At 70.2% G+C, this 23,518-nt stretch carries 21 protein-coding genes and 2 pseudogenes; 9 read left to right on the plus strand and 14 right to left on the minus strand.

All coding sequences use genetic code 11. The features are described from left to right. Positions 1-51: 51 nt before the first annotated feature. Positions 52-300 (minus strand): annotated as a pseudogene (locus FB453_RS35045) (NUDIX domain-containing protein); the annotation flags it as partial. Here FB453_RS35045 and FB453_RS35050 point away from each other — a divergent pair. The 4 genes from FB453_RS35050 (at position 232) to FB453_RS24155 (ending at position 3,540) form a co-directional block, all read left to right on the plus strand. Continuing rightward, positions 232-399 (plus strand): hypothetical protein, encoded by a 168-nt coding sequence (locus FB453_RS35050; RefSeq protein ID WP_486480423.1) that lies wholly within the window; start codon positions 232-234, stop codon positions 397-399. The pseudogene FB453_RS35045 and the gene FB453_RS35050 overlap by 69 nt on opposite strands. Positions 400-427: 28 nt before the next feature. Further along, positions 428-847: an ASCH domain-containing protein gene (locus FB453_RS24145; protein WP_145793729.1), complete on the plus strand. Its 420-nt coding sequence runs from the start codon at positions 428-430 to the stop codon at positions 845-847. Positions 848-916: 69 nt separating this feature from the next. After that, positions 917-1,681: an ABC transporter ATP-binding protein gene (locus FB453_RS24150; protein ID WP_112669154.1), complete on the plus strand. Its 765-nt coding sequence runs from the start codon at positions 917-919 to the stop codon at positions 1,679-1,681. Next, positions 1,678-3,540, plus strand: coding sequence for a hypothetical protein (locus FB453_RS24155; protein WP_145793732.1), 1,863 nt, complete (start codon positions 1,678-1,680; stop codon positions 3,538-3,540). Before FB453_RS24150 ends, FB453_RS24155 begins: the two co-directional genes overlap by 4 nt. 106 nt (positions 3,541-3,646) lie before the next feature. Here the strand turns inward: FB453_RS24155 and FB453_RS24160 are convergent, their stop codons facing one another. From FB453_RS24160 to FB453_RS24170, 3 genes are all read right to left on the minus strand, one after another. Further along, positions 3,647-4,639 carry a hypothetical protein gene (locus tag FB453_RS24160; RefSeq protein ID WP_145793736.1) on the minus strand — a complete coding sequence of 331 codons (993 nt, stop codon included), beginning with the start codon at positions 4,637-4,639 and terminating at the stop codon, positions 3,647-3,649. A 433-nt stretch (positions 4,640-5,072) separates the two neighbouring features. After that, positions 5,073-5,573 carry a 2-thiouracil desulfurase family protein gene (locus tag FB453_RS24165; protein WP_145793739.1) on the minus strand — a complete coding sequence of 167 codons (501 nt, stop codon included), beginning with the start codon at positions 5,571-5,573 and terminating at the stop codon, positions 5,073-5,075. Then, on the minus strand, positions 5,567-6,241 hold the full coding sequence (locus FB453_RS24170; RefSeq protein WP_145793742.1) for an HAD family hydrolase: 675 nt from the start codon (positions 6,239-6,241) through the stop codon (positions 5,567-5,569). The genes FB453_RS24165 and FB453_RS24170 overlap by 7 nt, the downstream gene beginning before the upstream one ends. A 413-nt stretch (positions 6,242-6,654) precedes the next feature. On the opposite strand from FB453_RS24170, the gene FB453_RS24175 reads away from it, so the two are divergent. The 4 genes and pseudogenes from FB453_RS24175 to nrfD all read left to right on the plus strand — a co-directional run bounded on the left by FB453_RS24175 (position 6,655) and on the right by nrfD (position 12,882). Further along, complete coding sequence (locus FB453_RS24175) at positions 6,655-7,452, plus strand: PrsW family intramembrane metalloprotease (protein ID WP_145793746.1); 798 nt, start codon at positions 6,655-6,657, stop codon at positions 7,450-7,452. Between the two features lie 145 nt (positions 7,453-7,597). Further along, positions 7,598-10,846 (plus strand): annotated as a pseudogene (gene fdh, locus FB453_RS24185) (formate dehydrogenase); the annotation flags it as partial. 30 nt (positions 10,847-10,876) lie between these two features. Beyond that, complete coding sequence (locus FB453_RS24190; protein ID WP_145793752.1) at positions 10,877-11,920, plus strand: 4Fe-4S dicluster domain-containing protein; 1,044 nt, start codon at positions 10,877-10,879, stop codon at positions 11,918-11,920. Further along, entirely contained in the window at positions 11,917-12,882 is a 966-nt protein-coding gene (gene nrfD / locus FB453_RS24195; RefSeq protein WP_112589411.1) for an NrfD/PsrC family molybdoenzyme membrane anchor subunit, read from the plus strand. Before FB453_RS24190 ends, nrfD begins: the two co-directional genes overlap by 4 nt. Before the next feature lie 90 nt (positions 12,883-12,972). On the opposite strand, the gene FB453_RS24200 is transcribed toward nrfD, so the two are convergent. The 8 genes from FB453_RS24200 to FB453_RS24235 form a co-directional block, all read right to left on the minus strand. Continuing rightward, a complete protein-coding gene (locus FB453_RS24200; RefSeq protein ID WP_145793914.1) occupies positions 12,973-14,532 on the minus strand; it encodes an OFA family MFS transporter in 1,560 nt (519 codons plus the stop codon). Positions 14,533-14,774: 242 nt separating this feature from the next. Continuing rightward, on the minus strand, positions 14,775-16,355 hold the full coding sequence (locus tag FB453_RS24205; RefSeq protein ID WP_112698108.1) for an MDR family MFS transporter: 1,581 nt from the start codon (positions 16,353-16,355) through the stop codon (positions 14,775-14,777). A 73-nt stretch (positions 16,356-16,428) separates the two neighbouring features. Then, positions 16,429-17,049 (minus strand): acyl-CoA-like ligand-binding transcription factor, encoded by a 621-nt coding sequence (locus FB453_RS24210; protein ID WP_145793755.1) that lies wholly within the window; start codon positions 17,047-17,049, stop codon positions 16,429-16,431. Between the two features lie 41 nt (positions 17,050-17,090). Then, positions 17,091-17,951, minus strand: a complete 861-nt coding sequence (locus FB453_RS24215) for an alpha/beta fold hydrolase (RefSeq protein ID WP_145793760.1) — start codon at positions 17,949-17,951, stop codon at positions 17,091-17,093. Further along, positions 17,948-18,820, minus strand: coding sequence for an SDR family oxidoreductase (locus tag FB453_RS24220; RefSeq protein WP_145793763.1), 873 nt, complete (start codon positions 18,818-18,820; stop codon positions 17,948-17,950). The genes FB453_RS24215 and FB453_RS24220 overlap by 4 nt, the downstream gene beginning before the upstream one ends. Continuing rightward, entirely contained in the window at positions 18,810-20,303 is a 1,494-nt protein-coding gene (locus tag FB453_RS24225) for a flavin-containing monooxygenase (protein ID WP_145793766.1), read from the minus strand. Before FB453_RS24225 ends, FB453_RS24220 begins: the two co-directional genes overlap by 11 nt. Then, complete coding sequence (locus FB453_RS24230; RefSeq protein WP_112589425.1) at positions 20,304-20,603, minus strand: DUF4873 domain-containing protein; 300 nt, start codon at positions 20,601-20,603, stop codon at positions 20,304-20,306. Then, positions 20,600-21,328 carry a TetR family transcriptional regulator gene (locus FB453_RS24235; RefSeq protein ID WP_112589427.1) on the minus strand — a complete coding sequence of 243 codons (729 nt, stop codon included), beginning with the start codon at positions 21,326-21,328 and terminating at the stop codon, positions 20,600-20,602. The genes FB453_RS24230 and FB453_RS24235 overlap by 4 nt, the downstream gene beginning before the upstream one ends. A 48-nt stretch (positions 21,329-21,376) precedes the next feature. Here FB453_RS24235 and FB453_RS24240 point away from each other — a divergent pair, with 48 nt between their 5' ends. Next, positions 21,377-22,267 (plus strand): AurF N-oxygenase family protein, encoded by an 891-nt coding sequence (locus tag FB453_RS24240; protein ID WP_145793770.1) that lies wholly within the window; start codon positions 21,377-21,379, stop codon positions 22,265-22,267. Positions 22,268-22,337: 70 nt separating this feature from the next. On the opposite strand, the gene FB453_RS24245 is transcribed toward FB453_RS24240, so the two are convergent. Continuing rightward, on the minus strand, positions 22,338-22,844 hold the full coding sequence (locus tag FB453_RS24245; RefSeq protein ID WP_145793772.1) for a VOC family protein: 507 nt from the start codon (positions 22,842-22,844) through the stop codon (positions 22,338-22,340). Positions 22,845-22,935: 91 nt separating this feature from the next. Next, entirely contained in the window at positions 22,936-23,460 is a 525-nt protein-coding gene (locus FB453_RS24250) for a winged helix-turn-helix domain-containing protein (protein ID WP_112589433.1), read from the minus strand. Positions 23,461-23,518 lie beyond the last annotated feature (58 nt).

The following is a 23,518-nucleotide window of genomic DNA, read 5'->3' on the forward strand; positions in this document are numbered from 1 at the left end:
GAGCACCTCGTCCCGGGGGATGAACACCATCGCTTGCCCCTCGCCGACCCTCACGTCCTCCTGACGAGCCGTGGTGGTGCCACGGAACACGTGGACAGTCACGGTGTGCGGAAAGCCCGCTTCGTACGGGCGCGGTCCGCTCCACAGCGGATGCAGCTCACCCGCCGTCAGACCAGTTTCCTCCAGCAGTTCGCGGCGGGCCGCCGCCTCCGGTGACTCGCCGGGCTCGACATGGCCGCCCGGCAGGCTCCACTGGCCCGGCGAGACGACCGCATCCTCGTCGCGGTGCTGCAGAAGCACCGCACCCGACGGATCGACAAGCAGCACGAGGGCGACGCCATAGGTGGCCATGACGAGACCGTGCCACGTCGCCGCGAACATGTCGACGACGGTCCCTGACGCGCACCGGATCGCGTATCCTCCGCGGATGGACCTCGACGATCTTCCGCTTGCCGAGTTCGCGTTTCCGGGGCCACTGCGGGACAAACTCGTGGGCGCGATCCTGTCCGGGGCGAAGACCTCGACGACCGGCCTGCTGGCCGGGTACGAGTGCGCGAACGAGCCGCTGCCCGAGGTGGGTCAACTGTCCGCCGTGGTCGACTCCGCCGGCCGCCGGGTCGCGGCCATCGAGCTGACCGACGTACGGGTGGTCCGGCTCGCCGAGGTCGACCTGCCACACGCCCTGGCCGAGGGGGAGGGCGACGAGTCGGTGGCGCAGTGGCGTGCGGGGCACGAGGCGTTCTGGCGCAGTGCCGAGGTGCGCGCCGAGCTGGACGACCCGGACTTCACCGTGGACGACGACACCCTGGTGGTGACCGAACGCTTCCGACTGGTGCACGTCGTCTAGCAGCTCTGCCCACTGTGGACTTGTGAGCGGCGGGCCACGGGGCAGCGCAAGGTCACCTATGCTCGGCGCGTGATCCCCCCGGCACTAGAGATCCGTGGCCTGGTCAAGACCTTCGCGGCGCATCGCGCGGTGGACGGCATCGATCTGACCGTCCACCCCGGCACCTTCCACGGCATCGTCGGGCCCAACGGCGCCGGCAAGTCCACCACCATCGGGATGGCCGTCGGGCTGGTCACCCCGGACTCCGGGCAGATCCGGATCCTCGGCCACGACGCGCTGCGCGAGCGCGGCCTCACCCGCGCGCTGACCGGCGTGCTGCCCGACGGCCTCGACTTCCCGGAACGCCTCACCGGTGCCGAACTGCTGCGCTACAGCGCCGGCCTGCGCGGGCTACCCCGGGCCACAGCCACCGACCGTGCCGCCGAACTGATCGACGTGCTCGGCCTGGCCAAGGGTGCCGGCACCCCGCTGGCCGACTGCTCCACCGGCACCCGCAAGAAGCTCGGCCTCGCCCAGGCGCTGCTGCACGCGCCCCGGCTGCTCGTGCTCGACGAACCCTTCGAGGCGGTCGACCCGGTCTCCGCGGCCACCATCCGCCAGGTGCTGCGCCGGTTCGTGGCCGGCGGCGGCACCTGCGTGCTGTCCACCCACTCGATGCTGCTCGTCGAGCAGATGTGCGACGAGGTCACCGTGATCCATCAGGGTCGGGTGGTCGCCGCCGGGTCGGTCGCCGAGGTCGCCGCCGGCAGCAGCCTGGAGGACCGGTTCGTCGAGTTGGTCGGCGCCGAAGCCTCCGGTAGCGCCGGTCTGGACTGGCTGACCGGGGCACGATGAGCACGCAACTGACCGCCCCCGGCCAGCTGGGCGGCACTCTCGGCGCTATCACGGTGCCGGCCCGGATGCGCGCGATGATGCTGCGTCGCTCGCTGCGCGAGCACCCCGGACCGACGGTGGCCGGCCTGGTCGGTCTGCTCGCCGCCGCCTGGTTGATCCGGTACGCGCTTCGCGGCGACCAGCACACCCTTGGCCTGCTGGCCGGGGCGTGGGTTCTCGGCTGGATCGTGTTGCCGCTGCTGCTCGGCGGCGGGCGCGGCCGGGTCCGCCCGGCCCACCTGCGGTTGGAGCCGATCGGCGGCGTCTCGGCCGCGATCGGCCTGCTCGCCGCGTCGGCGATCGGTATCGGCCCGGCCGTGTCGCTGGTGGCACTCGCCGCGCTGCCGGTGCACGCCGCCCGGTACGGCACCATCGCGGTCCTCGTCACCGCCGGCGGCGCGGTGCTGCTCTGGTTGCTCGGACTGATCGGCTCGGCCATCGCGCTGGAGGTCGTCGGCCACGCCGGCGGTCCGGCCGGGGCGCTGCTCACCGGCGTATTCACCGGCACGGCGATGGGTGTCGCCGGGTCGCTCTGGGCGGTCTTCCCGTGGGTGTCGGTACTGCTCGTGGCAGCGCCGGAAGAGGTGGTCCGGGCCATGGCGTACGTGCCGAGCGCCTGGCCGGTCTCCGCCGTGACCGGGCCAACCGGGCAAGGGGTGCGCCTGATGGCGACCCTGGTGGGCATCGTGGCGCTCTGCGCCGCCGCGTACATCATGCTCGTCCGAAGGGTGATCGCCGCCGGCGCGCCGTTCCGGCCGCGCCGGACCACGGCGGCGTCACCGGCCACGGCTGAGCGCGAGTTGCTGGGGTGGGTGCCGGCGGCAACGCGGGCGGTCGTCGGCCGTGAGCTGCGGGCCTGGATGCGGCATCCGTTGCGGTTGCAGTATCTGGCGTTCGCGGTGGTGTACGGAGCGTTGCTCGCCGGGCTGCCGCTGCTGTCCGACGTGGACCTGCTGCTGCCGTGGGCGGGACCGCTGGCAGTGCTCGGCGCGGCGGCGATGTCCGCTGGGCTGGTCGGGCTGGACGGCACCGCATTGTGGCTGCCGCTCACCACGCCCGGCGGCGAACGGGCCGAGGTCCGGGGTCGGGCCTTGGCGTGGTTGGTGCTGGTCACCCCGATCGGCGTGCTGCTCACCGTCGCGGGCATCCTCCTCGCGCCCGACATCGACCCCCTGGCCGCGCTCTCCACCCTGCCGGCCCTGCTCGGCGCGGGCGCGTCGGTGCCGGTGTGGGTGTCGCTGCTACGCGTACGCCCGGTAGCCGATCCACGGCATCCGACCGCGGCCGACAACCCGACCGACATCGTCAGCGTGCTGGTCGCCACAGCGGCTGGACTGCTCGCTGCGGCGCCGGTGCTCGCCCTGATGATCTGGGGTCCGCCGGAGGCGGCACCGCTGTTGCCGCTGGTCGGGCTGCTCGGAGGCGCCGCAGTCTGGTGGGGTGGCGTGTGGCTGGCCGACGAGCGGTTCGCCCGGCGCGGCACGGCGGTGCTCGCCGCGGCCGGTCAGCGGAGCCGGCCCCCGGAGACGGTGCTCCCGCTGAGCTGGGACGCGCAGTGGTACCGGGAGAACACGTCGACAGCGTGGGCGCTGGGGTTGCTGACGGTCGGGTGGATCCCGGTGATCCCGCAGGGGTTGATGCCGTTGGCGTTCGGAATCGACAGCGGGTGGATCGTGGCGGGTCACCTGAGCGGGAGCGCGCACACGGCGGTGGGGTTGGCGATGGTCGGTCTGGGCGTCGCGATGCTGCTCACCGGCCTGGTGCTGTGGGATCGCCGACCGCAACCGGGCGGCAGTGCCCAACCCGCTCCCCCCGGGTGACCGTCCTCTGTACGCGGAATCGCCACGTCGATCGGTGGCAGCTCAGCAGGGCACCGCTCGGCGTGTCGAACAGCTCAGCTGCCAACGATCAAGGGAGCAGCACCACCTACAGCAGTGCGAGCTGGCCCTCGACCTCATCCGTGTGCGGCTCGCGTAGCTGCCAGAGCCGGACCACCCCGAGGCGGGCGTCGTGCGTCATCCACCGTCCGTGTCCACCGGCGGACCGAATCGAGTTCTGCGGCATGTCGATGCCGTAATCCATCACGGTCTGCGGGCGCAGCGTGCGGGTGGAGAGCAGGAGATGCTGCTCGGCGTCGCTCTCGTCGGTCGCGACGCCGACCATCACCCAGTCGTCGGATACGACCGCCGCGGTCTCGTACATCCGGTAGTCGTCGGAGTCGCCGAACCCCGGGATGTCGTCGAAGTGGCGCTTCACCCGGGCACTGTCGTCGGCAACATCGTGTATCGCGATCCAGCCGCTGCCGTGCGGCATGGAGAGATAGAAACTCCCGCTGGCGTTCATGTCGGCCAGGCAGCCGTTCATGGTCTGCCCGGCGACCAGCCGCCGCTCGTCCGTCGTCCAGCGGTAACTGAGGCAGGTCTCCGGTCCCACCGCGATGTGCAGCCCGATGTGCTGTCGATTGGCGTCCAGGATGAATGTGGCAGAGCCTTCAACGGTCTGAAGGGGGCGCCGGTCCACCTCGGCTCCTCCTCCGGAGGTGTCCAGCACGACGAGTTGGTCGCCGGCACCGTCGGGCAGAAACAGCCAGAGAAGGTCGTCCCCGGCCAGGTGACAACTCGGCCGGGGCCAACCTGTCCACAAGACCCTGCCGTGCTCGACCGCCCACCGGACGCGGCCGTCGGCGCTGCGGACCTGCACCTGTCGTGGTCCCACGAGCGCGAACCGCGACCGGTCCGGAGCCACGCCGACCGCCAGGATCCGGTCCTCGTCGGCGGGCTCCCACACCAGCGCGACGGTCAGGTCCGAGTGCAACACGCGCAGCGAACTATGGCTCCACGCCAACAACCCCGTGCCGGTCAGCCACTCGACGAAGGTCGGCGGCGTCATCACTGTCTCGGCGATCAGCAACGGGCGCACAGCCGCGAGCCTACGCACGACGAGAAGCCGCGACGGCACTCGCTGTCTTGTGTCGGCCGGCCTGCAGGATTTGCCGCCCATGCCACACCTCGCGACGGGAGACTCCCTCCCGAGGTGTCCGGGACAGAACACTGATCAGTCGGCGATGCCTACGTTCGCGGGGCCACGGCTACATCGACACCGACCACGCCAACGGCGGGCCGCCTTGAGGGGTGCGACTACAGCATTTCGACGGGAACCAGATTGACGCCGTCGGCGGCGCCGGGACCTGGACGGGCCTCGGGTGGCCGGTGCGACGTGGGACCGGGAGGTCGCTGCGGTGAACCGCTTCTACCGCTGGGCGGTGCGCCGTGGTCACGTGGTGAGCAATCCGGTGCCACAGGTGTCGCGCCGGCCGGCTGGCTTTGGCACTGGGCGGGCTGGTGCTCGGACGTTAGATGAGCTGGCGTTCCTGCTCCGCCAGAACAGCCGCTGCCCTGCCCAGGTCGTAGTGAGGAAACACAGGGATGCCCCGGCGGCGCAACGCCTCGGCCGCGACGCCACGCCCAGCGACGGTGACGCCGGTGAAGGTTCCGTCGTGAACGTAGGTGCTACCGCAGGCAGGGCTGCCGTCGACCAGGATGGCGAGCCCGACGCCAGCCTGCAGTGCCTTGTCGACCGCCCGCTGCGCCGCCGCCTGGAACAGTTCGGTGACGTCACGGCCCGATGCTTCGTGTACTTGGGCGCGGCCGTCGAGGACGTCGGCCGCGCTGCCGCCGACGATCTCGGCTGGCGGGCGGGGCACCGGGAATCCGACGGCCAGTTCTGGACACAGCGACACGAGGCGCCCTTCAGAAGCCCACCGCTGCCAGATCGGAGAGGCGACCGGTACGCCGGTCTCGTTGAACCGGATCGGTGCGCCGCCCAGGCAGCCGCTGACCAGGATCTTCAACATGGCAACACCTGGGGCAGCAATGCCGTCAGCGTCGCCGCGGTGTAGGTTGCCGTGACCCCCGACGGCGGCGGGCCGTCTCCAGCACGATCGAGGAATGCCGTGTCGATACCCAGAGCGGCGGCTCCGGCGACATCGGACGATGCGGAGTTACCGATGTGGATCACGTCGCCGGGGCCCAGGCCGAGGCGGGCCAGCGCGAGCTGGAACGGTTCGGGGCGGGGCTTGTATGCGCGGGCTTCTTCGCTCGTCACCGCAGCGGCGACGGTGACGCCGTGCCACCGCAGCACCGCCGTCAGGTCGTCCTGGTCGACGTCGGAGACCAGGCACACCGGCACCTTCACAGCATCGAGGAACGGCCGGCTGTCGTCGTACAACGGTGGATGACGCCAGAAGTGCAGCTGCTTCCGGCAGATCGGCTCAAGCTCCACGGATGCCCCGAAGTTCGCCACAGCCTCGGCGAGGCTGCCGAGCGTCAGGTCTGCGAGCGTACGAAAACCGGCCCCATACGCCATTTCGGCGCTGGCCTCCAGCCGTCGGGACCACTCCGCCGCGATAGCAGACGGATCGACTGCGATCAAATCTGCTACCTGCACGCAGACGTCATTGACCAAGATCTCATCATCGTGTACGAGCGTGCCGTACACGTCCAGCAAGATCGCCTGATACACGGTGAGACGCTACCCGACTGGATCTGACCCCGGTCGGTCGCCAGGCACCCCTCGTGCCGAAGCCGCCATCACAGACCGGCACAGCCGGCAGCGTGTTGCGTACGCTCTTCTGCCGCTGACAACACGCGTTCAGCTTCGGGCGACTCGTCACCTTGCGGGAACGGCAGTTCCGTCGACCGACACGACAAGCTCTCGGAACCGACGGCGACGCTGATACTTGCAACATAGAGATCGGCAAGATCTCGGTGGGCGGGCCGACGACGTACGACGCGAGCGCGGTGGGCGTCGCCTTGTTCCTCGGGAGACGGCGAGACCTCACTTGAACCGAGTGCGAAGGTCCGGCCGCCTCTTCTCGAACACCCAGACAAAGCCACGACTAGTGTTCGTAACCTTGGTCCGCCAGACTGCGCGGTATGGGTGATCGTTGGCGCCGGTGGGCGTGGGTCGGGGTGCTCGTCATCGGGCTGATCCTTTATCTGGCGGTGCTGCGGACCCTGGTCAGCACCAAAAATCCGAACTTCGTACCGGCGTTGATCCTGCTCGGGGCGACGTTGGTGCCGTTGACGTTCCTGACGTTCGCGCAGGCCCGCACCGGGCGGTGGCAGGTGCCGGCGTCGGTGTTGGTGACGTCGGCGTTCTTCGGCGGTGTGATCGGCACGGTGGTCGCCGGCACCCTGGAGTACGACACCCTGCGCGGCCTCGGCACCCTGCCGATGCTGTTCGTCGCGTTGATCGAGGAGTCGGCGAAGCTGATCGTCCCGGTGGTGCTGCTGTTCACGGTGGTGGCCCAGCGTCGGCGCCGAGTGCCCTCCGACGGGCTGATCATCGGCATCGCCGCCGGGATGGGGTTCGCCGCGCTGGAGACGATGGGCTACGCCTTCAGCGCGCTGCTGAGTTCGCAGGGCAACATCGGCGCGGTGGAGCAGACGCTCTTCATTCGGGGTCTGACGGCGCCCGCCGGTCACACCGCCTGGACCGGGCTGACCGCCGGCGCGCTCTGGGCGTTGCTGGCGAGCCCGAGCGTCGCTCGGCTCTTCGGGTTCATCGGCACGTTCCTGGGTGTCGTCGTCCTGCACACCCTCTGGGACACGTTCTCCGGTTCGCTGGTCTTCGTCGTGTTGGCGATCATCAGCATCGGCTGGCTGTTCTGGGAGCTGCGCCGCTACCGGACATTCAGCGACCAGCACATGGGCCAGCTGCAACCGCACTGACCAGCGCCGTACTCCATGCCTCTCCCGACCCGCACCAAGGGGCTGGGAAAGGCATGACTGTTTGTGATCCCGCTGCGACCGGGCCGGCACCTCATCTAACGTCAGAGTGTTCATATTTGGCGGGATTGGTCGGGAAGGTGCGGCGATGGGGGTGCGCAGCTGGTTCGAGGGCTGGCCGGTCTATCGCCAGCTCACCGGCACCGACCCGCTGGGCCGGGGTGCCGCGGCGAAGTCCGACGGGTCCCGCGCGCTCACCGCCCGCACCGACACCGCCGATTCGATGGCCCGGTCCGTGTGCCCGTACTGCGCTGTTGGTTGTGGTCAGCGGGTGTTCGTTAAGGACGGGCAGGTCAGTCAGATCGAGGGCGATCCGGACAGCCCCATCTCGCGGGGTCGGCTCTGCCCGAAGGGCGCGGCCAGCAAGAGCCTGGTCACCAGTCCGCTGCGGCAGACCACGGTCCGCTACCGCCGGCCGTACGGCACCGAGTGGGAGGACCTCGACCTCGACACGGCGCTGAACATGATCGCCGATCGGGTCCTGGCCGCCCGGGACGAAACCTGGGAGGACGTTGACGCCGAGGGTCGACCGCTCAACCGGACGCTGGGTATCTCCAGCCTGGGTGGGGCGACGCTGGACAACGAGGAGAACTACCTCATCAAGAAGTTGTTCACCGCGATGGGGGCGCTCCAGATCGAGAACCAGGCCCGTATTTGACACTCCTCCACCGTCCCCGGTCTGGGGACCAGCTTCGGTCGTGGCGGCGCCACCCAGTACCAGCAGGACCTGTCGAACTCCGACGTCATCGTCATCCAGGGTTCGAACATGGCCGAGGCACACCCGGTGGGTTTCCAGTGGGTGATGGAGGCCAAGCGTCGGGGCGCGAAGGTCTTCCACGTCGACCCGCGGTTCACCCGTACCAGCGCGCTGGCTGACTCGTACCTGCCGATCCGGGCGGGCACCGACATCGCGCTGCTCGGCGGGGTGGTGCGCTACATCCTCGACAACGAGCTGGACTTCCGGGAGTACGTCGTCGCCTACACCAACGCCGCGACCATCGTGACCGAGGAGTACGCCGACACCGAGGACATGCACGGCCTCTTCTCCGGCTTCAACGACGACAACGCCACCTACGACCAGGCCAGTTGGCGGTACGAGGGTCACTCACAGAACCGGACGACCCGCGACAGCGAGACGCAGCGGGAGACGGCGGCCGGGCTGGAGAACGAGTCGCACGGCGCGCCTGTCGGCGGCGAGACCGAACGTGACGAGACGTTGCAGCACCCGCGCTGCGTCTACCAGATCCTCAAGCGGCACTTCGCCCGCTACACCCCGGAGATGGTGGAACGGGTCTGCGGCATCCCGCAGGAGAAGTTCTTCGAACTGGCCCGGGCGTGGACGGAGAACTCCGGCCGGGACCGGACCGGCATGCTCGTCTACTCGGTGGGCTGGACGCAGCACAGCGTCGGCGTGCAGTACATCCGCACCGGCGCGATCATCCAGCTCCTGCTGGGCAACGTGGGCCGCCCGGGCGGTGGGGTGATGGCCCTGCGCGGACACGCCAGCATCCAGGGGTCCACCGACATCCCGACGCTGTTCAACCTGCTTCCGGGCTACCTGCCGATGCCGCATCACGCCAATCACCCGACCCTGGACGAGTGGGTGAACAGCATCGCGCACCCCGGCCAGAAGGGCTTCTGGGGCAACGCCCGCACCTACGGCGTCAACCTGCTCAAGGCGTACTGGGGCGACGCCGCCACCGCCGACAACGACTACTGCTACGGGTACATGCCGCGGATGACCGGCGACCACGGCACCTACCAGCAGGTGCTCGACATGATCGACGGCAAGATCAAGGGCTACTTCCTGCTCGGGCAGAACCCGGCGGTCGGCTCCGCGCACGGCCGGGCGCAGCGTCTCGGCATGGCCAACCTCGACTGGCTCGTGGTCCGCGACCTGTTCATGATCGAGAGCGCCACGTTCTGGCAGAACGCGCCGGAGATCGAGACCGGCGAGATCGTGCCCGAGCGGTGCCGCACCGAGGTGTTCTTCCTACCGGCCGCCTCCCACGTGGAGAAGGAGGGCACCTTCACCCAGACCCAACGGCTGTTGCAGTGGCGGGAGAAGGCCGTCGAGCCACCAGGCGACGCCCGCTCCGAACTCTGGTTCTTCTACCATCTCGGTCGCGTCATCCGGGAACGGCTGGCGACGTCGACGAAGCCGCGCGACCGTGCGCTGCTGGACCTGGCCTGGGACTACCCCACGCACGGCCCGAACGTCGAGCCGAGCGCAGAGGCGGTGCTGCGCGAGATCAACGGGTACGACGTGGCGACCGGCCGGCCGCTGGCGTCGTTCACCGAGATGAAGGACGACGGCTCCACCGTCGGCGGTTGCTGGATCTACACCGGGGTGTACGCCGACGGCGTCAACCAGGCGGCCCGCCGCAAACCCGGCTCGGAGCAGTCCCTGGTGGCACCCGAGTGGGGTTGGGCGTGGCCGGCGAACCGGCGCATCCTCTACAACCGTGCCTCCGCCGACCCGGACGGCAACCCGTGGAGTGAGCGCAAACGCTACGTCTGGTGGGACGCGGACAAGAGCGAGTGGACCGGCTACGACGTACCGGACTTCGAGAAGACCAAACCACCGTCGTACCGGCCGGCGCACGACGCTTCCGGTGTGGCGGGCATCGCCGGCGACGACCCGTTCATCCTTCAGGGAGACGGCAAAGGCTGGCTGTACGCGCCGACCGGGGTGCTCGACGGACCGATGCCCACCCACTACGAGCCGGTCGAGTCGCCGGTGCGCAACCCGCTCTACCGCCAGCAGGCCAACCCGACCCGCAAGGTCTACACCCACCCGATCAACACGCTCAACCCGAGCCCGCCGCAGGAGCACAGCCAGGTGTTCCCGTACGTGTTCACTGTCAGCCGGCTCACCGAGCACCACACCGCCGGCGGGATGAGCCGGACGGTGTCACCGCTGGCCGAGCTGCAACCCGAGATGTTCGTCGAGGTGTCGCCGGAGTTGGCGGCCCTGCGAGGGTTGAGTCACCTGGGCTGGGCGCACCTGGTCACCAGCCGGGCGGCGGTCGAGGCGAAGGTGCTGGTGACCGACCGCGTGACGCCGCTGCGGGTGGATGGCCGGATCATCCACCAGCTCTGGCTGCCGTACCACTTCGGCTACGAGGGCCTGGTGACCGGCGACTCGGCCAACGACCTGTTCGGCATCACCCTCGACCCCAACGTCCTGATTCAGGAGAGCAAGGTCGGCACGTGCGACGTCCGGCCCGGACGACGCCCCAGAGGACAGGACCTGGTGGACCTCGTCATCGACTACCGGCGGCGGTCGGGAAACCTCGTCCACCGATACCCGCCGATGGTCACGACCGACGTCGCCGACAGCAGCAGCGACCAGGAGGCCTGACCGATGCACCACGCCAACGCCCTGTACGGGCCGCTGGACCCCGCACCGGACGCCGGCTACGAGAACCCGCCGCCGCGGATGGGGTTCTTCACCGACACCAGCGTCTGCATCGGCTGCAAAGCGTGCGAGGTGGCCTGCAAGGAGTGGAACGGCGTCCCCGAGAGTGGACTCGACCTGCTGGGCATGTCGTACGACAACACGGGCGCGTTGACCGCGAACTCGTGGCGGCACGTCGCGTTCGTGGAGCAGCCCCGTTCGGTGGGCTGGGCGACTCCGGCGTTCGAGGGGGACCCGGACGGGCCGGCGATCAGCCCGGTGACGGCTGCGGTCGGCGCGCGTACCAGCACCGACACCGGAACGGACCCCGGCCTGCCCACCGGCTCGCCCGCCGCAGCGGCCCGCATGTCGGGCGGGCCGGAGTTTCTGGGGATGCCGGGTGCGCAGCCGCCGGGGAGGGGCTCGGGCTCGGAGGGGCGGACGGATTTTCGCTGGTTGATGATGTCGGACGTGTGCAAGCACTGCACCCACGCGGCCTGCCTGGATGTCTGCCCGACAGGTTCCCTGTTCCGGACGGAGTTCGGCACCGTGGTGGTGCAGGAGGACATCTGCAACGGCTGCGGTTACTGCATTTCCGCCTGCCCGTACGGCGTCATCGATCAACGCAAGGATGACGGTCGGGCGTGGAAGTGCACGCTGTGCTACGACCGGCTCGGGGTCGGCATGACGCCGGCGTGTGCGCAGGCGTGCCCGACGGAGTCGATCCAGTACGGGGAACTGGACGAGTTGCGGGAGCGGGCCGCCGCGCGGGTGGCGAAGCTGCATGAGCGGGGCGTGCCGGAGGCGCGGTTGTACGGGCACGACCCGAACGACGGTGTCGGCGGTGATGGAGCGTTCTTCCTGCTGCTCGACGAGCCGGAGGTGTACGGGCTGCCACCGGACCCGATTGTGACCACCCGTGACCTGCCGGCCATGTGGAAGCGTGCCGGCCTGGCGGCGATGACGATGGCGGTCGCCACGGCGGTCGCGTTCCTGGGCAGGCGGCGATGACCCGCGGCGGCGAGCAACTCACGGTGCCGCCGGCCGACTTCGCCTCCTACTACGGCCGACCGGTACTGAAGCCGCCGGTGTGGAAGTACGACATCGCCGGCTACCTGTTCACCGGAGGCCTCGCCGCCGGAAGTGCGCTGATCGGCGCGGGCGCCCAACTGACCGGACGACCCGCGCTGCGCACTGTGGGCCGTTGGACTGCCCTCGGTGGCGTCGCCGCCAGCACGTACCTGCTGGTCCATGACCTCGGCCGGCCGGCCCGGTTCCATCACATGCTCCGGGTGGCCAAGGTGACCTCGCCGATGTCGGTCGGCACCTGGATCCTCGCCGCGTTCGGCCCGATGGCCGGCGTGGCCGCGGTCGCCGAGCTCGCGCCGCTGCTCCCGCAGCACGGTGTGCTCGGCCTCGCCCGTCGGATCGCGCCGCCCATCGGCAACGTCGCCGGCCTGGCCGCGGCGGCCACCGCGCCGGCGCTGGCGACGTACACCGGGGTGCTGCTCGCCGACACGGCAGTGCCGTCCTGGCACGACGCCTACCCGTCGCTGCCGTTCGTCTTCGCCGGCAGCGCGCTCGCCGCCGCGTCCGGGGTCGGCTTGATCGCGGCGCCGGCCGCGGAGACCGCCCCACTGCGACGACTCGCCCTGGCCGCCGCGGCCATCGAGTTTGGCGGAGGGCACCAGCTGGAGCGGCAGGGCCTCACCAGCGAGCCCTACACGCACGGACGCAGCGGCCGGCTGGTCAAGGCGGGACGCGCCCTGCTCGCCGTGGGCGCAGCCACCGCGCTGCTCAGTCGACGCAGCCGGGTCCTGGCGGCGATCTCCGGCGCCGCCCTCGTGGCATCGTCGGTCGCCACCCGGTTCGGCGTCTTCGAAGCGGGAAGGGTGTCGGCCCGCGATCCGAAGTACACGGTCGTGCCACAACGGGAGCGGCTCAACGAGAACCGGTCGGTGACCCGGCTCTGAGCGGATCGGCGGAACGGAAGGAAGGCGCCCCTTTCGAGGGGCGCCTTCCGTTGCGATGCAAGAGGTCTGGCGGCGATGGGCCGCCGCGCGTCAGCCGGTGAACAGCTTCGCGGCGGTGATGGCGGTCTGGACGATGCCGTACCCGAGTAGCACCGCGACCAGCAGCCACGACAACCAGAGCCGCCCGGTCTGGCTACCGACGCGCGGCGGCGCGGGCGGCTGGCTGTCCCGCCCGAGAGCGACCGGCTCGGTGACGGTGGCCTTCGCCACGGGCGAGGTCGGTCCTCGGTTCGGTTCGTGGAACCGATCGGGCACGGAACGGACCAGCAGGTTCGCGATGAACCCGATGGCGAGGATGCCGACCATGGTGAACAGCGCGGGCCGGTACGCCGACGCGGTGAGGGTGCCGGGCTTGCCCTGGGTGTCGAGGATCCCGTTGACGATCAGCGGGCCGGCGACACCCGCGGCCGACCAGGCGGTGAGGATCCGGCCGTGGATGGCCCCGACCTGGAAGGTGCCGAACAGGTCACGCAGGTAGGCGGGCATTGTGGCGAAGCCACCGCCGTAGAAGGAGATGATCGCGGCGGCGATCAGCACGAAGACCGCGGTCGCGGAGTGGCCGGCCACGGCGAGCAGCAGGTACAGCACCATGCCGACGCCGAGGTAGACCATGTAGATGGGCTTGCGGCCGATGAGGTCCGACGTCGTCGACCAGACGAACCGGCCAGCCATGTTGAACAGCGACAGCACCCCCACGAAACCGGCCGCCGCCGTCACCGAGACCGTGGTGGCGGTCCCGTTGTCCCGGAAGAAGTCCTGGATCATGGGGCTTGCCTGCTCCAGGATGCCGATGCCCGCTGTGACGTTGCAGAACAGCACGATCCACAGCAACCAGAACGACCGGGTACGCACGGCGTTCGACGCGGACACGCTCGCCGTAGTCACCAGAGGCCGGGCGGCGACGCTCGCAGGATCGAACCCGGCGGGCCGCCAGTCGGGCGCCGGAACCCGGACGTTGAACGGGCCGAACATCATGATCACGAAATAGCCGATGCCGAACGTGACGAAGAGCGCCACGAGGGCGCTGCCCGACGCCACGGCGGCCGGGTTGCTGGGGTTGTAACCGGAGTCGTAGAGGGAGAGCAGTTGGCGCGCGAGGGGGCCGGCGACCAGAGCGCCGCCGCCGAACCCCATGATGGCCAGCCCGGTGGCGAGGCCGGGACGGTCCGGAAACCACTTGATCAGTGTGGAGACGGGCGAGATGTAGCCGATGCCGAGCCCGATGCCGCCGATGACGCCGTAACCGAGGTAGAGGAGCCAGAGTTGTTGGGTCGCGATGCCGAGCGCGCCGACCAGGAACCCGACGGCCCAGAAGCACGCCGAGGCGAACATCGCCCGGCGCGGTCCGTTCCGCTCCACCCAACGGCCACCGACCGCCGCCGACGAGCCCAGCATGACGATGGCGATACTGAAGATCGCCCCGATCGCCGTCTGGCTGACGTCGAAGTGCGCGATGAGGGAGTTCTTGTAGACACTCGTCGCGTAGACCTGGCCGATGCACACGTGCACGGCCAGTGCCGCGGTCGGGATGAGCCAGCGGCTGTATCCCGGGGGAGCGACAGTGTGCCGGGGATCGAAGACCGACAGCATGGGCATCGTCCACACCTCCTGCGGCCGAACAGGCCGCGACGTTGCCGAGCTGTCCGACCCGGCAGTTGGCCGAGCGGCGCCGCCGCAGTGGCGGCCGGCGCACGTCTGGCGTCAGCCGTTGACCGGCTCGATCTCACGTTACGTGGCAGTGGGTTCACGTCATGTCATTACCGAGAAACGCGGAACCGGGCGCAGAGCGGGGGCGGGCCAACCGGCCCGCCCCCGCTCTGCTGGCGTACGGCTCAGTGAATCGCGACCTTTGCCGCCGCCTCCTCCTGGGCGCGTCGTTCGTCCCCGCTGAGGGTGTGCAGCGGCTTCTCCTTGATGAACAGCACGACGATCAGCGCGAGCAGCGCGATCGGGGCGCCGACCAGGAAGAGGTCCGCGGTGGCGATGCCGTACACGTCCTGCACGATGCGCAGCACCGGCTCGGGCAGGGTGGACAGGTCGGGCACCTCGGCGGAGCCACCGCCGGCGGTCGCCGCCGGGCCGAGCCGGTCGGTCGTCAGCGAGGTCACCCGACTTGCCAGGACCGCGCCGAGGGCGCTGACTCCGATCGCGCCGCCCATGCTGCGGAAGAACGTCAGCACGGAGGTGGTGGCACCGAGCTCGTGGGCCGGCACGTCGTTCTGCGCGGCGAGCACGAGATTCTGCATGAGCATGCCGACGCCGACGCCCAGCACGGCCATGTAGATCGACAGCACGACGACGCTGGTGTTGGCGTCGATGGTGCCCAGCAGCAGCATCCCGACGGTCATCACTGCGGCACCGGCCACCAGGTACGCCTTCCACCGGCCGTACTTCGTGATGAGCTGGCCGGCCACCGTCGACGAGACGAGCAGACCGAAGATCATCGGAAGGCTCATCAGACCCGCGACGGTGGGCGACTTGCCCAGCGAGATCTGGAAGTACTGGGACAGGAAGACGGTGCCGCCGAACATCGCGACACCGACCAGCACGCTGGCGATGGTGGCCAGGGAGACAGTGCGGTTGCGGAAGATGCTCAGCGGGACGATCGGCTCCGCCGCCCGCGACTCGACGACCACGGCCAGCGCCAGCAGGACCAGCCCGCCGATGACCATCAGGGCCGTCCAGCCGGAGGCCCAGTCGAACTTGTTGCCGGCCAGGGACGACCAGATCAGCAGGGTGGAGACGCCCGAGGTGATGAGCAGGGCGCCCAGCCAGTCGATCTTCGCCTTGCGGCGGACGACCGGCAGGTGCAGGGTGCGCTGGAGCAGGGCGATGGAGATGATGCTGAACGGGACGCCGATCAGGAAGCACCACCGCCAGCCCAGCCACGACGTGTCGACGAGCAGGCCGCCGATCAGCGGACCGGCGATGGTGCCCACACCGAAGACCGCGCCGAAGATGCCGGCGTAGCGGCCCAGCTCACGTGGCGGGATCATCGCCGCCATGACGATCGTGGCCAGCGCCGTCATGCCGCCGGCGCCGATGCCCTGGACGACCCGGCTGAGCAGCAGAACCTCGACGTTCGGCGTGAAGCCCGCGATGAGTGAACCCACCACGAACAGTCCCAGCGACAACTGGATCAGCAGCTTCTTGCTGTACAGGTCGGCCATCTTGCCCCACAGCGGCACCGTCGCCGTCATGGCGAGCAGTTCGCTGGTGACGATCCACGTGTAGACGGTCTGGCTGCCGTTCAGATCCGCGATGATCCGCGGCAGCGCGTTCGCTACCACAGTGGAGGCGAGGATGGACACGAACATGCCGACCATCAGGCCGGAAAGGGCCTGCAGAACCTCCCGACGCGACATGCGCGTGCCGACGTCGGCGGTGTCGGCGGGCGGGACGGTGGTGGTCATTGACGCTCCCTTGTCGGGTTTGTGGCGGAGTGACTGACCCCGGAGCTGATGCGGCGGGGCAGGGGCTGGCGGGTCAGGAGAGGGCCGGCGGATCCGGTAGGCCGGCGGCGATCGCGGCGAACGCCTCGTCGACGAAGTCGTGCAGGGGCCGGTCGTCGTCACCGGCGGCCCAGCGCAGCATCGCGGTGCGGAAGGCGGCACCGGCGACAGCGACGACCAGCGGCGGATGGCCGTGGTCGAGGCCGACGCCGAGGCGGGTGGCGACGACCGCGACCATGGCCTGCTCGGTCGCGCTGTTGCCGGCCACCAGCCGGGGCAGCAGCGCGGGGTTCTGGGTGATGACCGTCAGTCGCAGCCGCCACAACTCCCCGTCGGCCTGGATCGAGTCGACCGACTCGTCGAGGGCGACCCGCACGGCCTGCAACGCCGACACCTGCGCGGGGGCGGCTGCCAGACGCGCCACGACCGGGTTGCCGTCGAGTGCCGGATCGTCGGTGAGGGCCTCGTCCTTGCAGGTGAAGTAGTTGAAGAAGGTCCGTGAGGACACGTCCGCGGCCTCGCTGATCTCCTCCACCGTGACGTGCTCCAGGCCGCGCTCCGCGACCAGCCGTAGCGCGGCGGCGGTCAGCGCGGCCCGCGTCTGCGCCTTCTTGCGGTCGCGACGCCCGGGCGCAGCGTGGTCGGTGTCGGTCACGCGGGCGAGATTAGGAGCGAACTTGCACAGTCTGCAAGTTTTTAGAGTGTGAAGTGATCTTCCTGACTCGTGACCTGGGCGGAGACCGACGGATCCGGTCGTTCGGTGCGGGGCACGGCGCCGGTGGTCTCCAGGATGAGCGCGGCCACCAGGTCCGGGTCGTCGCTCATCGGCACGTGCCCGCAACGGGGCAACGTCACCACCCGCGCCGCCGGCAGGCCCGCCCGGGCGCGCTCGGCCTGGTGGACGCCGAAGATCCGGTCGCAGTCCCCCCAGCCGATGGTCACCGGCACCGTCGCGTCGGACAACCGCGGGCAGTCGAAGCGATAGTCGCGGGCGGCTCGGGCCACGGCGTTGAAGCCGGCCCCGCGTCGCAGCGCGAGCGCGTCGCCCAGCGCGCGCTCGAGATCCAGCAGCGTGGGGCGGGCCATCAGCGGCGCGAAGCACAACGCCCGCAGGTACGCCGAGCGCAGTGCGACCCGCATGATCGGGGCGGGCAGGTACGAGTTGGCCCGCAGCATCCGGAGGATGGCCAGCGCCCGGCGGCGCTCCGCCGCTGTGAAGAAGCCGGCGGGGGAGAAGGCGGTGGCCGAGGCGACCGCCCCGGTGGCGGCAAGCTCCAGGGCGATCGCCCCACCGAGGCTGTAGCCGGCGACGTGCGGACGCTCCAGCCCCCACTCGGTCAGCGCCGGCAGGACCCCGGCCACGGTGGCGGCCATGTCGGCGGGCATGCCGGTGCCGGGCACCGGAGAGTTCCCGAAGCCCGGCAGGTCGAGCGCGATCACCTCGTGGTGGGCGGTCAGCCGGTCGAACACCGGCTCCCACGCCTGATGGCGGTGACCGATACCGTGGATGAGCACGAGCGGCTCTCCGCTGCCAGCACGTCGGAAATGAATGCTCATGACCGCTCTCCCACCGACGTCCTGCCGAAGGAACGCCCGAGCTGGCGTACCTCGTCCTCCATCTGGCCGACCATGGTCTGGCCGCCGAACCGGGTGATCAACGCGTCCGAGAGGCCGCTCAGCACCACCGGCCGCAGCGCCTGCACCAGGGCGAGCGACCGTGGCACGTACACCTTGCGCTTGCGGCGCGAGATGCCGTGGAGCAGGGCCTCGACGCACTGCTCGACGGGTACGACTGTGGACAGCGGCCACGGCAACCGGCCCAGCGCGGTGCGGAACGACGCCAGGTCGTCACGGATATCGCGGACCAGGTCGGTGTCGATCCAGATGGGATGCGCCGTGCCGACGGTGACGCCGCGTGGGCGGGTCTCCAGGCGCAGCACGTTGGCGAACTGCTCCACACCCGCCTTGGACGCGCAGTAGGCGGCCATCCCGGGCATCGCCGTGAAAGCGGCAGCCGACGAGACGATCAGGACGTGGCCACGGGCCGCGGTGACGTGAGGTAGCGCCGCGCTGACCGTGCGGATTGCGCCGCAGAGGTTCACCTCAACGGTACGGACCAGCGCGTCGACAGGTCCCACGGCGACGGTGCCGAGGTTCGCGATGCCCGCGTTGGCCACGACCACGTCGAGGCCACCGAAGCGGTCCACAGTGGAGGCGACCGCCGCGTCCAACGCCGCCTGATCGGTGACGTCACACTCGTACCAGTGCGCGTCGAGGTCGGCGCTGAGCTGTTCGAGCAGCTCGCCTTCCAGACCGACGAGGGCGACCCGGGCCCCGCGGGCGACGGCCTCGCGGGCCAGCTGCGCCCCGATGCCGCGCGCCGCGCCGGTGATGAGCAGGATCTTGCCGGCCAGGTCATACCGCATCGGCGTGCTCCCGCTCCGGTTCGTTGGGGGTGCTACCGGTCGAGACGATCTGGTAGTCGGCCGGGCGGAACCGGCGCAGCCGCATCCGGAAGCTGGTGGCGAAGCCCGGCCAGATGGTGGTGTTGCGGCCGGTGGTGTCGAGGTACCAGCTCGAACAGCCGGTCTGCCAGACGGTGCCGGCCATCTTCTGGTCGACCCGCTCGGTCCAGCGTCGTTGCGCCTGGGCGGTGGGCTCGATGGCCTGAATGCCAGTGGCCCGCATGTGACGCAGGGCCGCGAGCACCAGATGCAGCTGTGCCTCGATCATCAGCACCACCGAGGTGTGCCCGAGCCCGGTGTTCGGGCCGAGCAGGAAGAACAGGTTGGGGAAACCGGCGATGGTCGTGCCCCGGTACGCGCGCATGCTGGGGGTCCACGCGTCGCCCAGGCTGCGCCCGCCCCGACCGTGGATGCGCCGGACGACGGGGGAGTCGGTGACGTGGAAGCCGGTCCCGAGGATGATCGTGTCCGCCCGGTGGCGGACGTCGTCGTCGGTGACGAGACCGTCCGGCACGATCCGGGCGATGCCGGCGGTGACCACGTCGACGTTCGGGCGGGTGAGCGACGGCCAGTAGTCGTTGGAGATCAGCACCCGCTTGCAGCCCATCGCGTACCGGGGGGTGAGCTTGTCCCGCAGGTTCGGGTCGGGAACCTGACGCCGCAGCGTACGCACTGACAGGCGCGAGGCGAGGCGGTTGACCGCCGGGTGCAGGAAGCCCAGGCCCATGCTCTCGCGTACCAGGTAGAGCCCTGCCCGGGCGGCCCGCTGCGCGCCGGGCACGGTGCGGAACGCGGCCTGCTCGACCCCGCTGATCCGGCGCGTCAGCCTCGGCATGATCCAGGCGGGAGTGCGCTGGAAGAGCGTCAGCTTCTCGACCGTCGGCTGGATCTGTGGCACGAACTGGACGGCCGAGGCGCCGGTGCCGATCACCGCGACGCGCCGGCCGGTCAGGTCGTGGTCGTGTCGCCAACGGGCGGAGTGGAACACCGTGCCGGCGAACTCGTCGATCCCGGGCAGGTCGGGGATGGCCGGGTCGCTCAGCGGGCCGGCGGCACAGATCAGGACCCGGGCGCTGTGGTCGCCGCCCGAGGTGCGCAACAGCCAGCGTTGGCGCTGCTCGTCCCACCTCGCCTCCCGCACCTCGTGGCGCAACCGCAACCTGGGGCGTATCCCGAAGCGGTCGACGCAGCCACGCAGGTAGTCCCAGATCTCCGGCTGGCCGGAGAACGTGTTCGACCAGCCGGGGTTGGGGGCGAAGGAGAACGAGTAGAGGTGCGACGGGACATCGCACGCGCAGCCCGGATAGCTGTTGTCACGCCAGGTGCCGCCGACGTCCGCACCCCTGTCGAAGACGAGATAGTCGGTGAAGCCGGCCCGCTGTAGGCGGATGGCGGCGCCCAGGCCGCCGAAGCCGGCGCCGATGATGGCAACGTCTGTCTCCATTCACTCCTCCGTGAGCTCGGGCGCGCAGGTCGGGTCGGCCACGGGTGGCCAGGGTGGATCGCCCACGCCGGTGATTCGTACGCCGCCCCACGGATCGACCTCGGCCAGTCGGGCCGCCCGGACGCGGTCGGCGATGCGCAACTCGACGTCGCGCCGGCCGGAGCGCAGCAGGTGAGCCACCCGTGGCTCGGGCTCGATCCGCCCGCCCCAGTGGAAGCGGCCGTCGACCGGCTCCCACCGCCCGCTGAGGTGCACCCGAACCGACGTGCCCTCGACACCCGCCGGGCCGTGGTAGCTCACGGCACGATCCGCTCGTGGGCGCGGGTGAGCTCGTGCGGCAGGTCGGCGCTGGCTCGCACCCCTTCGATGCCGCTCCACAGCAGAGTGGTCAGGTAGTCGGTGAGGGCAGCCCTGCTGATCGGCTGGCCGTGCGTGGTCCACCAGTCGCCGACCGCCTGCACGAAACCCACCAGGCCGTACGCCCAGGGCTCGGCGGGACCGGCGTCCAGGCCCAGCGTGCGTAGCCGGTCGCCGATCACCCGGGCGAGCCCGGCGGCCACCTGCCGGCTGGTGCCGGCGATCACCTGGTGGATGCCGGGGTCGCCGGACTGGTGGATCAGGAACCGGTAGAGCCTCGGCTCCGACTCGATCACGCCGAGGTAGGCGTCGATCGTCGCCTCGACCAGGCCACGTTCCTCGCGGACCTGTTCGACGGCGGGCGCGATGGTGTCGACCATCCGGGCCGCCACCACCTCGCTGACCGCGACCCAGAGCTGCGACTTGTCGGCGAAGTAGCGGTACAGGACCGGTTTGCTGACGCCCGCGGCGGCGGCCACCTGTTCCATGTCGACCTCCGGCCCGTGCCGCAGCAGCGCCTGCACCGCGGCACCGACCAACTCCTGCCGTCGTTGCTCACGATGGTCTGCCCAACGGTCTCGGCGGCCGTTGCCCTTCGCCTTCGGACTGCCGTCGGGGGGCGTGGCCGACGGGTCGGACGCATTGACATCGGTGAGCGGCGATTGCATGCTACTACTCGTAACAGTTACTGGTCGTCACGTCAATATGGAGGAGCCATGGAGGCGGCGGAAACCGGGCGCGCGGCGGTCGCCGAGCGACTGCTCACGTCCTCACTGCGGACCAGCTACGACCCCACCGTCGAGATCGACTGGGACGCCCCGCACACCCCCGGCGCCTACTGGCTCCCGCCACAGCGCAGCAGCCTCTACGGCACGCCGCTGTGGGAGCAGCTCAGCGAGGAGCAGCGCGTCGAGCTGACCAGGCACGAGGTGGCCAGCGCGGCCAGCGCCGGGCTGTGGTTCGAGACGATCCTCATGCAGATGCTGATCCGGGAGTACTACCGTGCCGACCCGACCAGCCGGCAGGCCCAGTACGCGTTGACCGAGGTCGCCGACGAGTGCCGGCACTCCATCATGTTCGGCCGGCTGATCGAGGCGATGGGTTGTCCGGTCTACCGCGCGAGCACTGTGGACCACCACCTCGGGCGCTTCCTCAAGGCCACCGCCAGCGGCCCCCGGATGTACGCCGCGATCCTCATCGCGGAGGAGATCCTCGACGCGTTCCAGCGCGAGATCATGGCGGACGAGTCACTACAGCCGCTCATCCGGATGGTCTCCCGCGTCCATGTGGTGGAGGAGGCGCGGCACGTCCGGTTCGCCCGCGAGGAACTGGCCGCCGAGGTCGCGGCCACCGGCCCGGTGGGCATGGCGTACGCCCGACTGTTGGTCGGTCGCGCGGCCTGCACGATCGCCAACCGCCTGGTCCATCCCGACGTGTACGCGGCCGTGGGCATTCCGCCGGCGGTCGGTCGGGCCGCTGCCCGCGCCAACCCGCACTGGCGCGCCACCCTCCGCTGGTCCGCGGCGCGGGTGCACGCCCACCTGGCGGACGTTGGCCTGGTGGCGGGGCCGGGCCGTCTGCTGTGGGCCCGGGCCGGGCTGATCTGACCCGTTGTTCCTGGAGTGAGCGGCGTGGGGCGGGCCGTTCCCGGCCGGACCCCACGCCGCCCGTGTCGGCTCACTCGCTGCGGGCGAAGCCACCCTTCGGCGCGATGATCTCCAGGTTCGTCCCGTCCGGGTCGTTGAAGTACGCGACCTCGGTGCCGACCGCCGCCGGCGGCTCCACCTCGCCGGACGCGAACGTGTACGGCTGTCCGAGGAACTCGAACCCGGCCTCGCTCATCCGGTCGTAGACCGCGCGCACGTCGTCCACGTGGAAGCACAGGTGCATCGAGCCGGGCCGGTTGGCCGCCACCTGGGCGGCGTCACCGACCGGCTCCTGGAACTGGATCAGGTCGATCCCGAGGTTGTCGAGGTTGAACGTGGCGTACCGCAGCTTCGTCGTCGGCAACCCTTGTGACTGCGCGAAACCGGCGCCGTGCATGTTCTCGTCCCGAACGACCGGTTCCGCGCCGAGCAGGGCCTGGTAGAACGCGACCGAGCGGTCGAGGTCACTCACCGCGATCCCGACGTGCGCGGCCTTCTTCAGCCCGATGGACACGGTCGCGGGATTGGGGAATGGCATCCTGACTCTCCTTACCAGCGCTCTTCGTCGCCTTGTCGATGCTGATCTTCCTGGCGTACCCCGGGTGAGATCAGTTCATGCGACCTCGCTGTCAGGCCCGTTCGACCCGCGCCTGCTGGTGATCGGTCAACCGCAGCCCCACACCGCGGACGACATCGATGGTGGCCCCGGTGCCCAGGTCGTGCAGCTTGCGGCGCAGCCGCTTGACCAGCGACTGCACGTCCGCCTTGCGTTCGCGCCCCTCGTCACCCCAGACCGACCGGTGCAGCTCGGCGTAGCTCCAGACCCGGGCCGGCTCGGTGATCAGGCAGGTCAGCAGGTCGTGTTCCAGGCGGGTGAGGTCGATCTCACGTTGTCCGCAGCGGGCGCTGGAGCGGGCGGAGTCGATCACCAGTGCGGCGACCGGCGCCGGTTCGGACGGGGCGGCTGCCTGCTGCGGAGCGGCGATCAGCCGGCGCAGCTCATCGAGGTCGGACACCAGCAGCAGCGGTGCGATGCCGTCGAGAAGCTCCGCGAGCCGGATGCGCTCGGCTGGCGACGGGGTCACCGCGATCAGCAGTGGGAACGGCTCGTCGGCCGGATCGCCCCTGTTCACCGTTGCCTCGTCCTCGGCCACCGCACCACCCGGGATCGATGGGCATCCCTGCCCAGCTCTCGTCACGGTTCTGACAATG

Source organism: Micromonospora sp. CNZ322, assembly GCF_007827755.1.

What these genes read in the sequence shown, in the direction of transcription:
- FB453_RS35050 (WP_486480423.1), top strand. Translation starts at nt 232, where the DNA reads ATGGCCGCCCGGCAGGCTCCACTGGCCCGGCGAGACGACCGCATCCTC.
- FB453_RS24145 (WP_145793729.1), top strand. Translation starts at nt 428, where the DNA reads ATGGACCTCGACGATCTTCCGCTTGCCGAGTTCGCGTTTCCGGGGCCA.
- FB453_RS24155 (WP_145793732.1), top strand. Translation starts at nt 1,678, where the DNA reads ATGAGCACGCAACTGACCGCCCCCGGCCAGCTGGGCGGCACTCTCGGC.
- FB453_RS24165 (WP_145793739.1), bottom strand. Translation starts at nt 5,573, where the DNA reads ATGTTGAAGATCCTGGTCAGCGGCTGCCTGGGCGGCGCACCGATCCGG.
- FB453_RS24175 (WP_145793746.1), top strand. Translation starts at nt 6,655, where the DNA reads ATGGGTGATCGTTGGCGCCGGTGGGCGTGGGTCGGGGTGCTCGTCATC.
- FB453_RS24190 (WP_145793752.1), top strand. Translation starts at nt 10,877, where the DNA reads ATGCACCACGCCAACGCCCTGTACGGGCCGCTGGACCCCGCACCGGAC.
- nrfD (WP_112589411.1), top strand. Translation starts at nt 11,917, where the DNA reads ATGACCCGCGGCGGCGAGCAACTCACGGTGCCGCCGGCCGACTTCGCC.
- FB453_RS24200 (WP_145793914.1), bottom strand. Translation starts at nt 14,532, where the DNA reads ATGCTGTCGGTCTTCGATCCCCGGCACACTGTCGCTCCCCCGGGATAC.
- FB453_RS24205 (WP_112698108.1), bottom strand. Translation starts at nt 16,355, where the DNA reads ATGACCACCACCGTCCCGCCCGCCGACACCGCCGACGTCGGCACGCGC.
- FB453_RS24215 (WP_145793760.1), bottom strand. Translation starts at nt 17,951, where the DNA reads ATGAGCATTCATTTCCGACGTGCTGGCAGCGGAGAGCCGCTCGTGCTC.
- FB453_RS24220 (WP_145793763.1), bottom strand. Translation starts at nt 18,820, where the DNA reads ATGCGGTATGACCTGGCCGGCAAGATCCTGCTCATCACCGGCGCGGCG.
- FB453_RS24225 (WP_145793766.1), bottom strand. Translation starts at nt 20,303, where the DNA reads ATGGAGACAGACGTTGCCATCATCGGCGCCGGCTTCGGCGGCCTGGGC.
- FB453_RS24235 (WP_112589427.1), bottom strand. Translation starts at nt 21,328, where the DNA reads ATGCAATCGCCGCTCACCGATGTCAATGCGTCCGACCCGTCGGCCACG.
- FB453_RS24240 (WP_145793770.1), top strand. Translation starts at nt 21,377, where the DNA reads ATGGAGGCGGCGGAAACCGGGCGCGCGGCGGTCGCCGAGCGACTGCTC.
- FB453_RS24245 (WP_145793772.1), bottom strand. Translation starts at nt 22,844, where the DNA reads ATGCCATTCCCCAATCCCGCGACCGTGTCCATCGGGCTGAAGAAGGCC.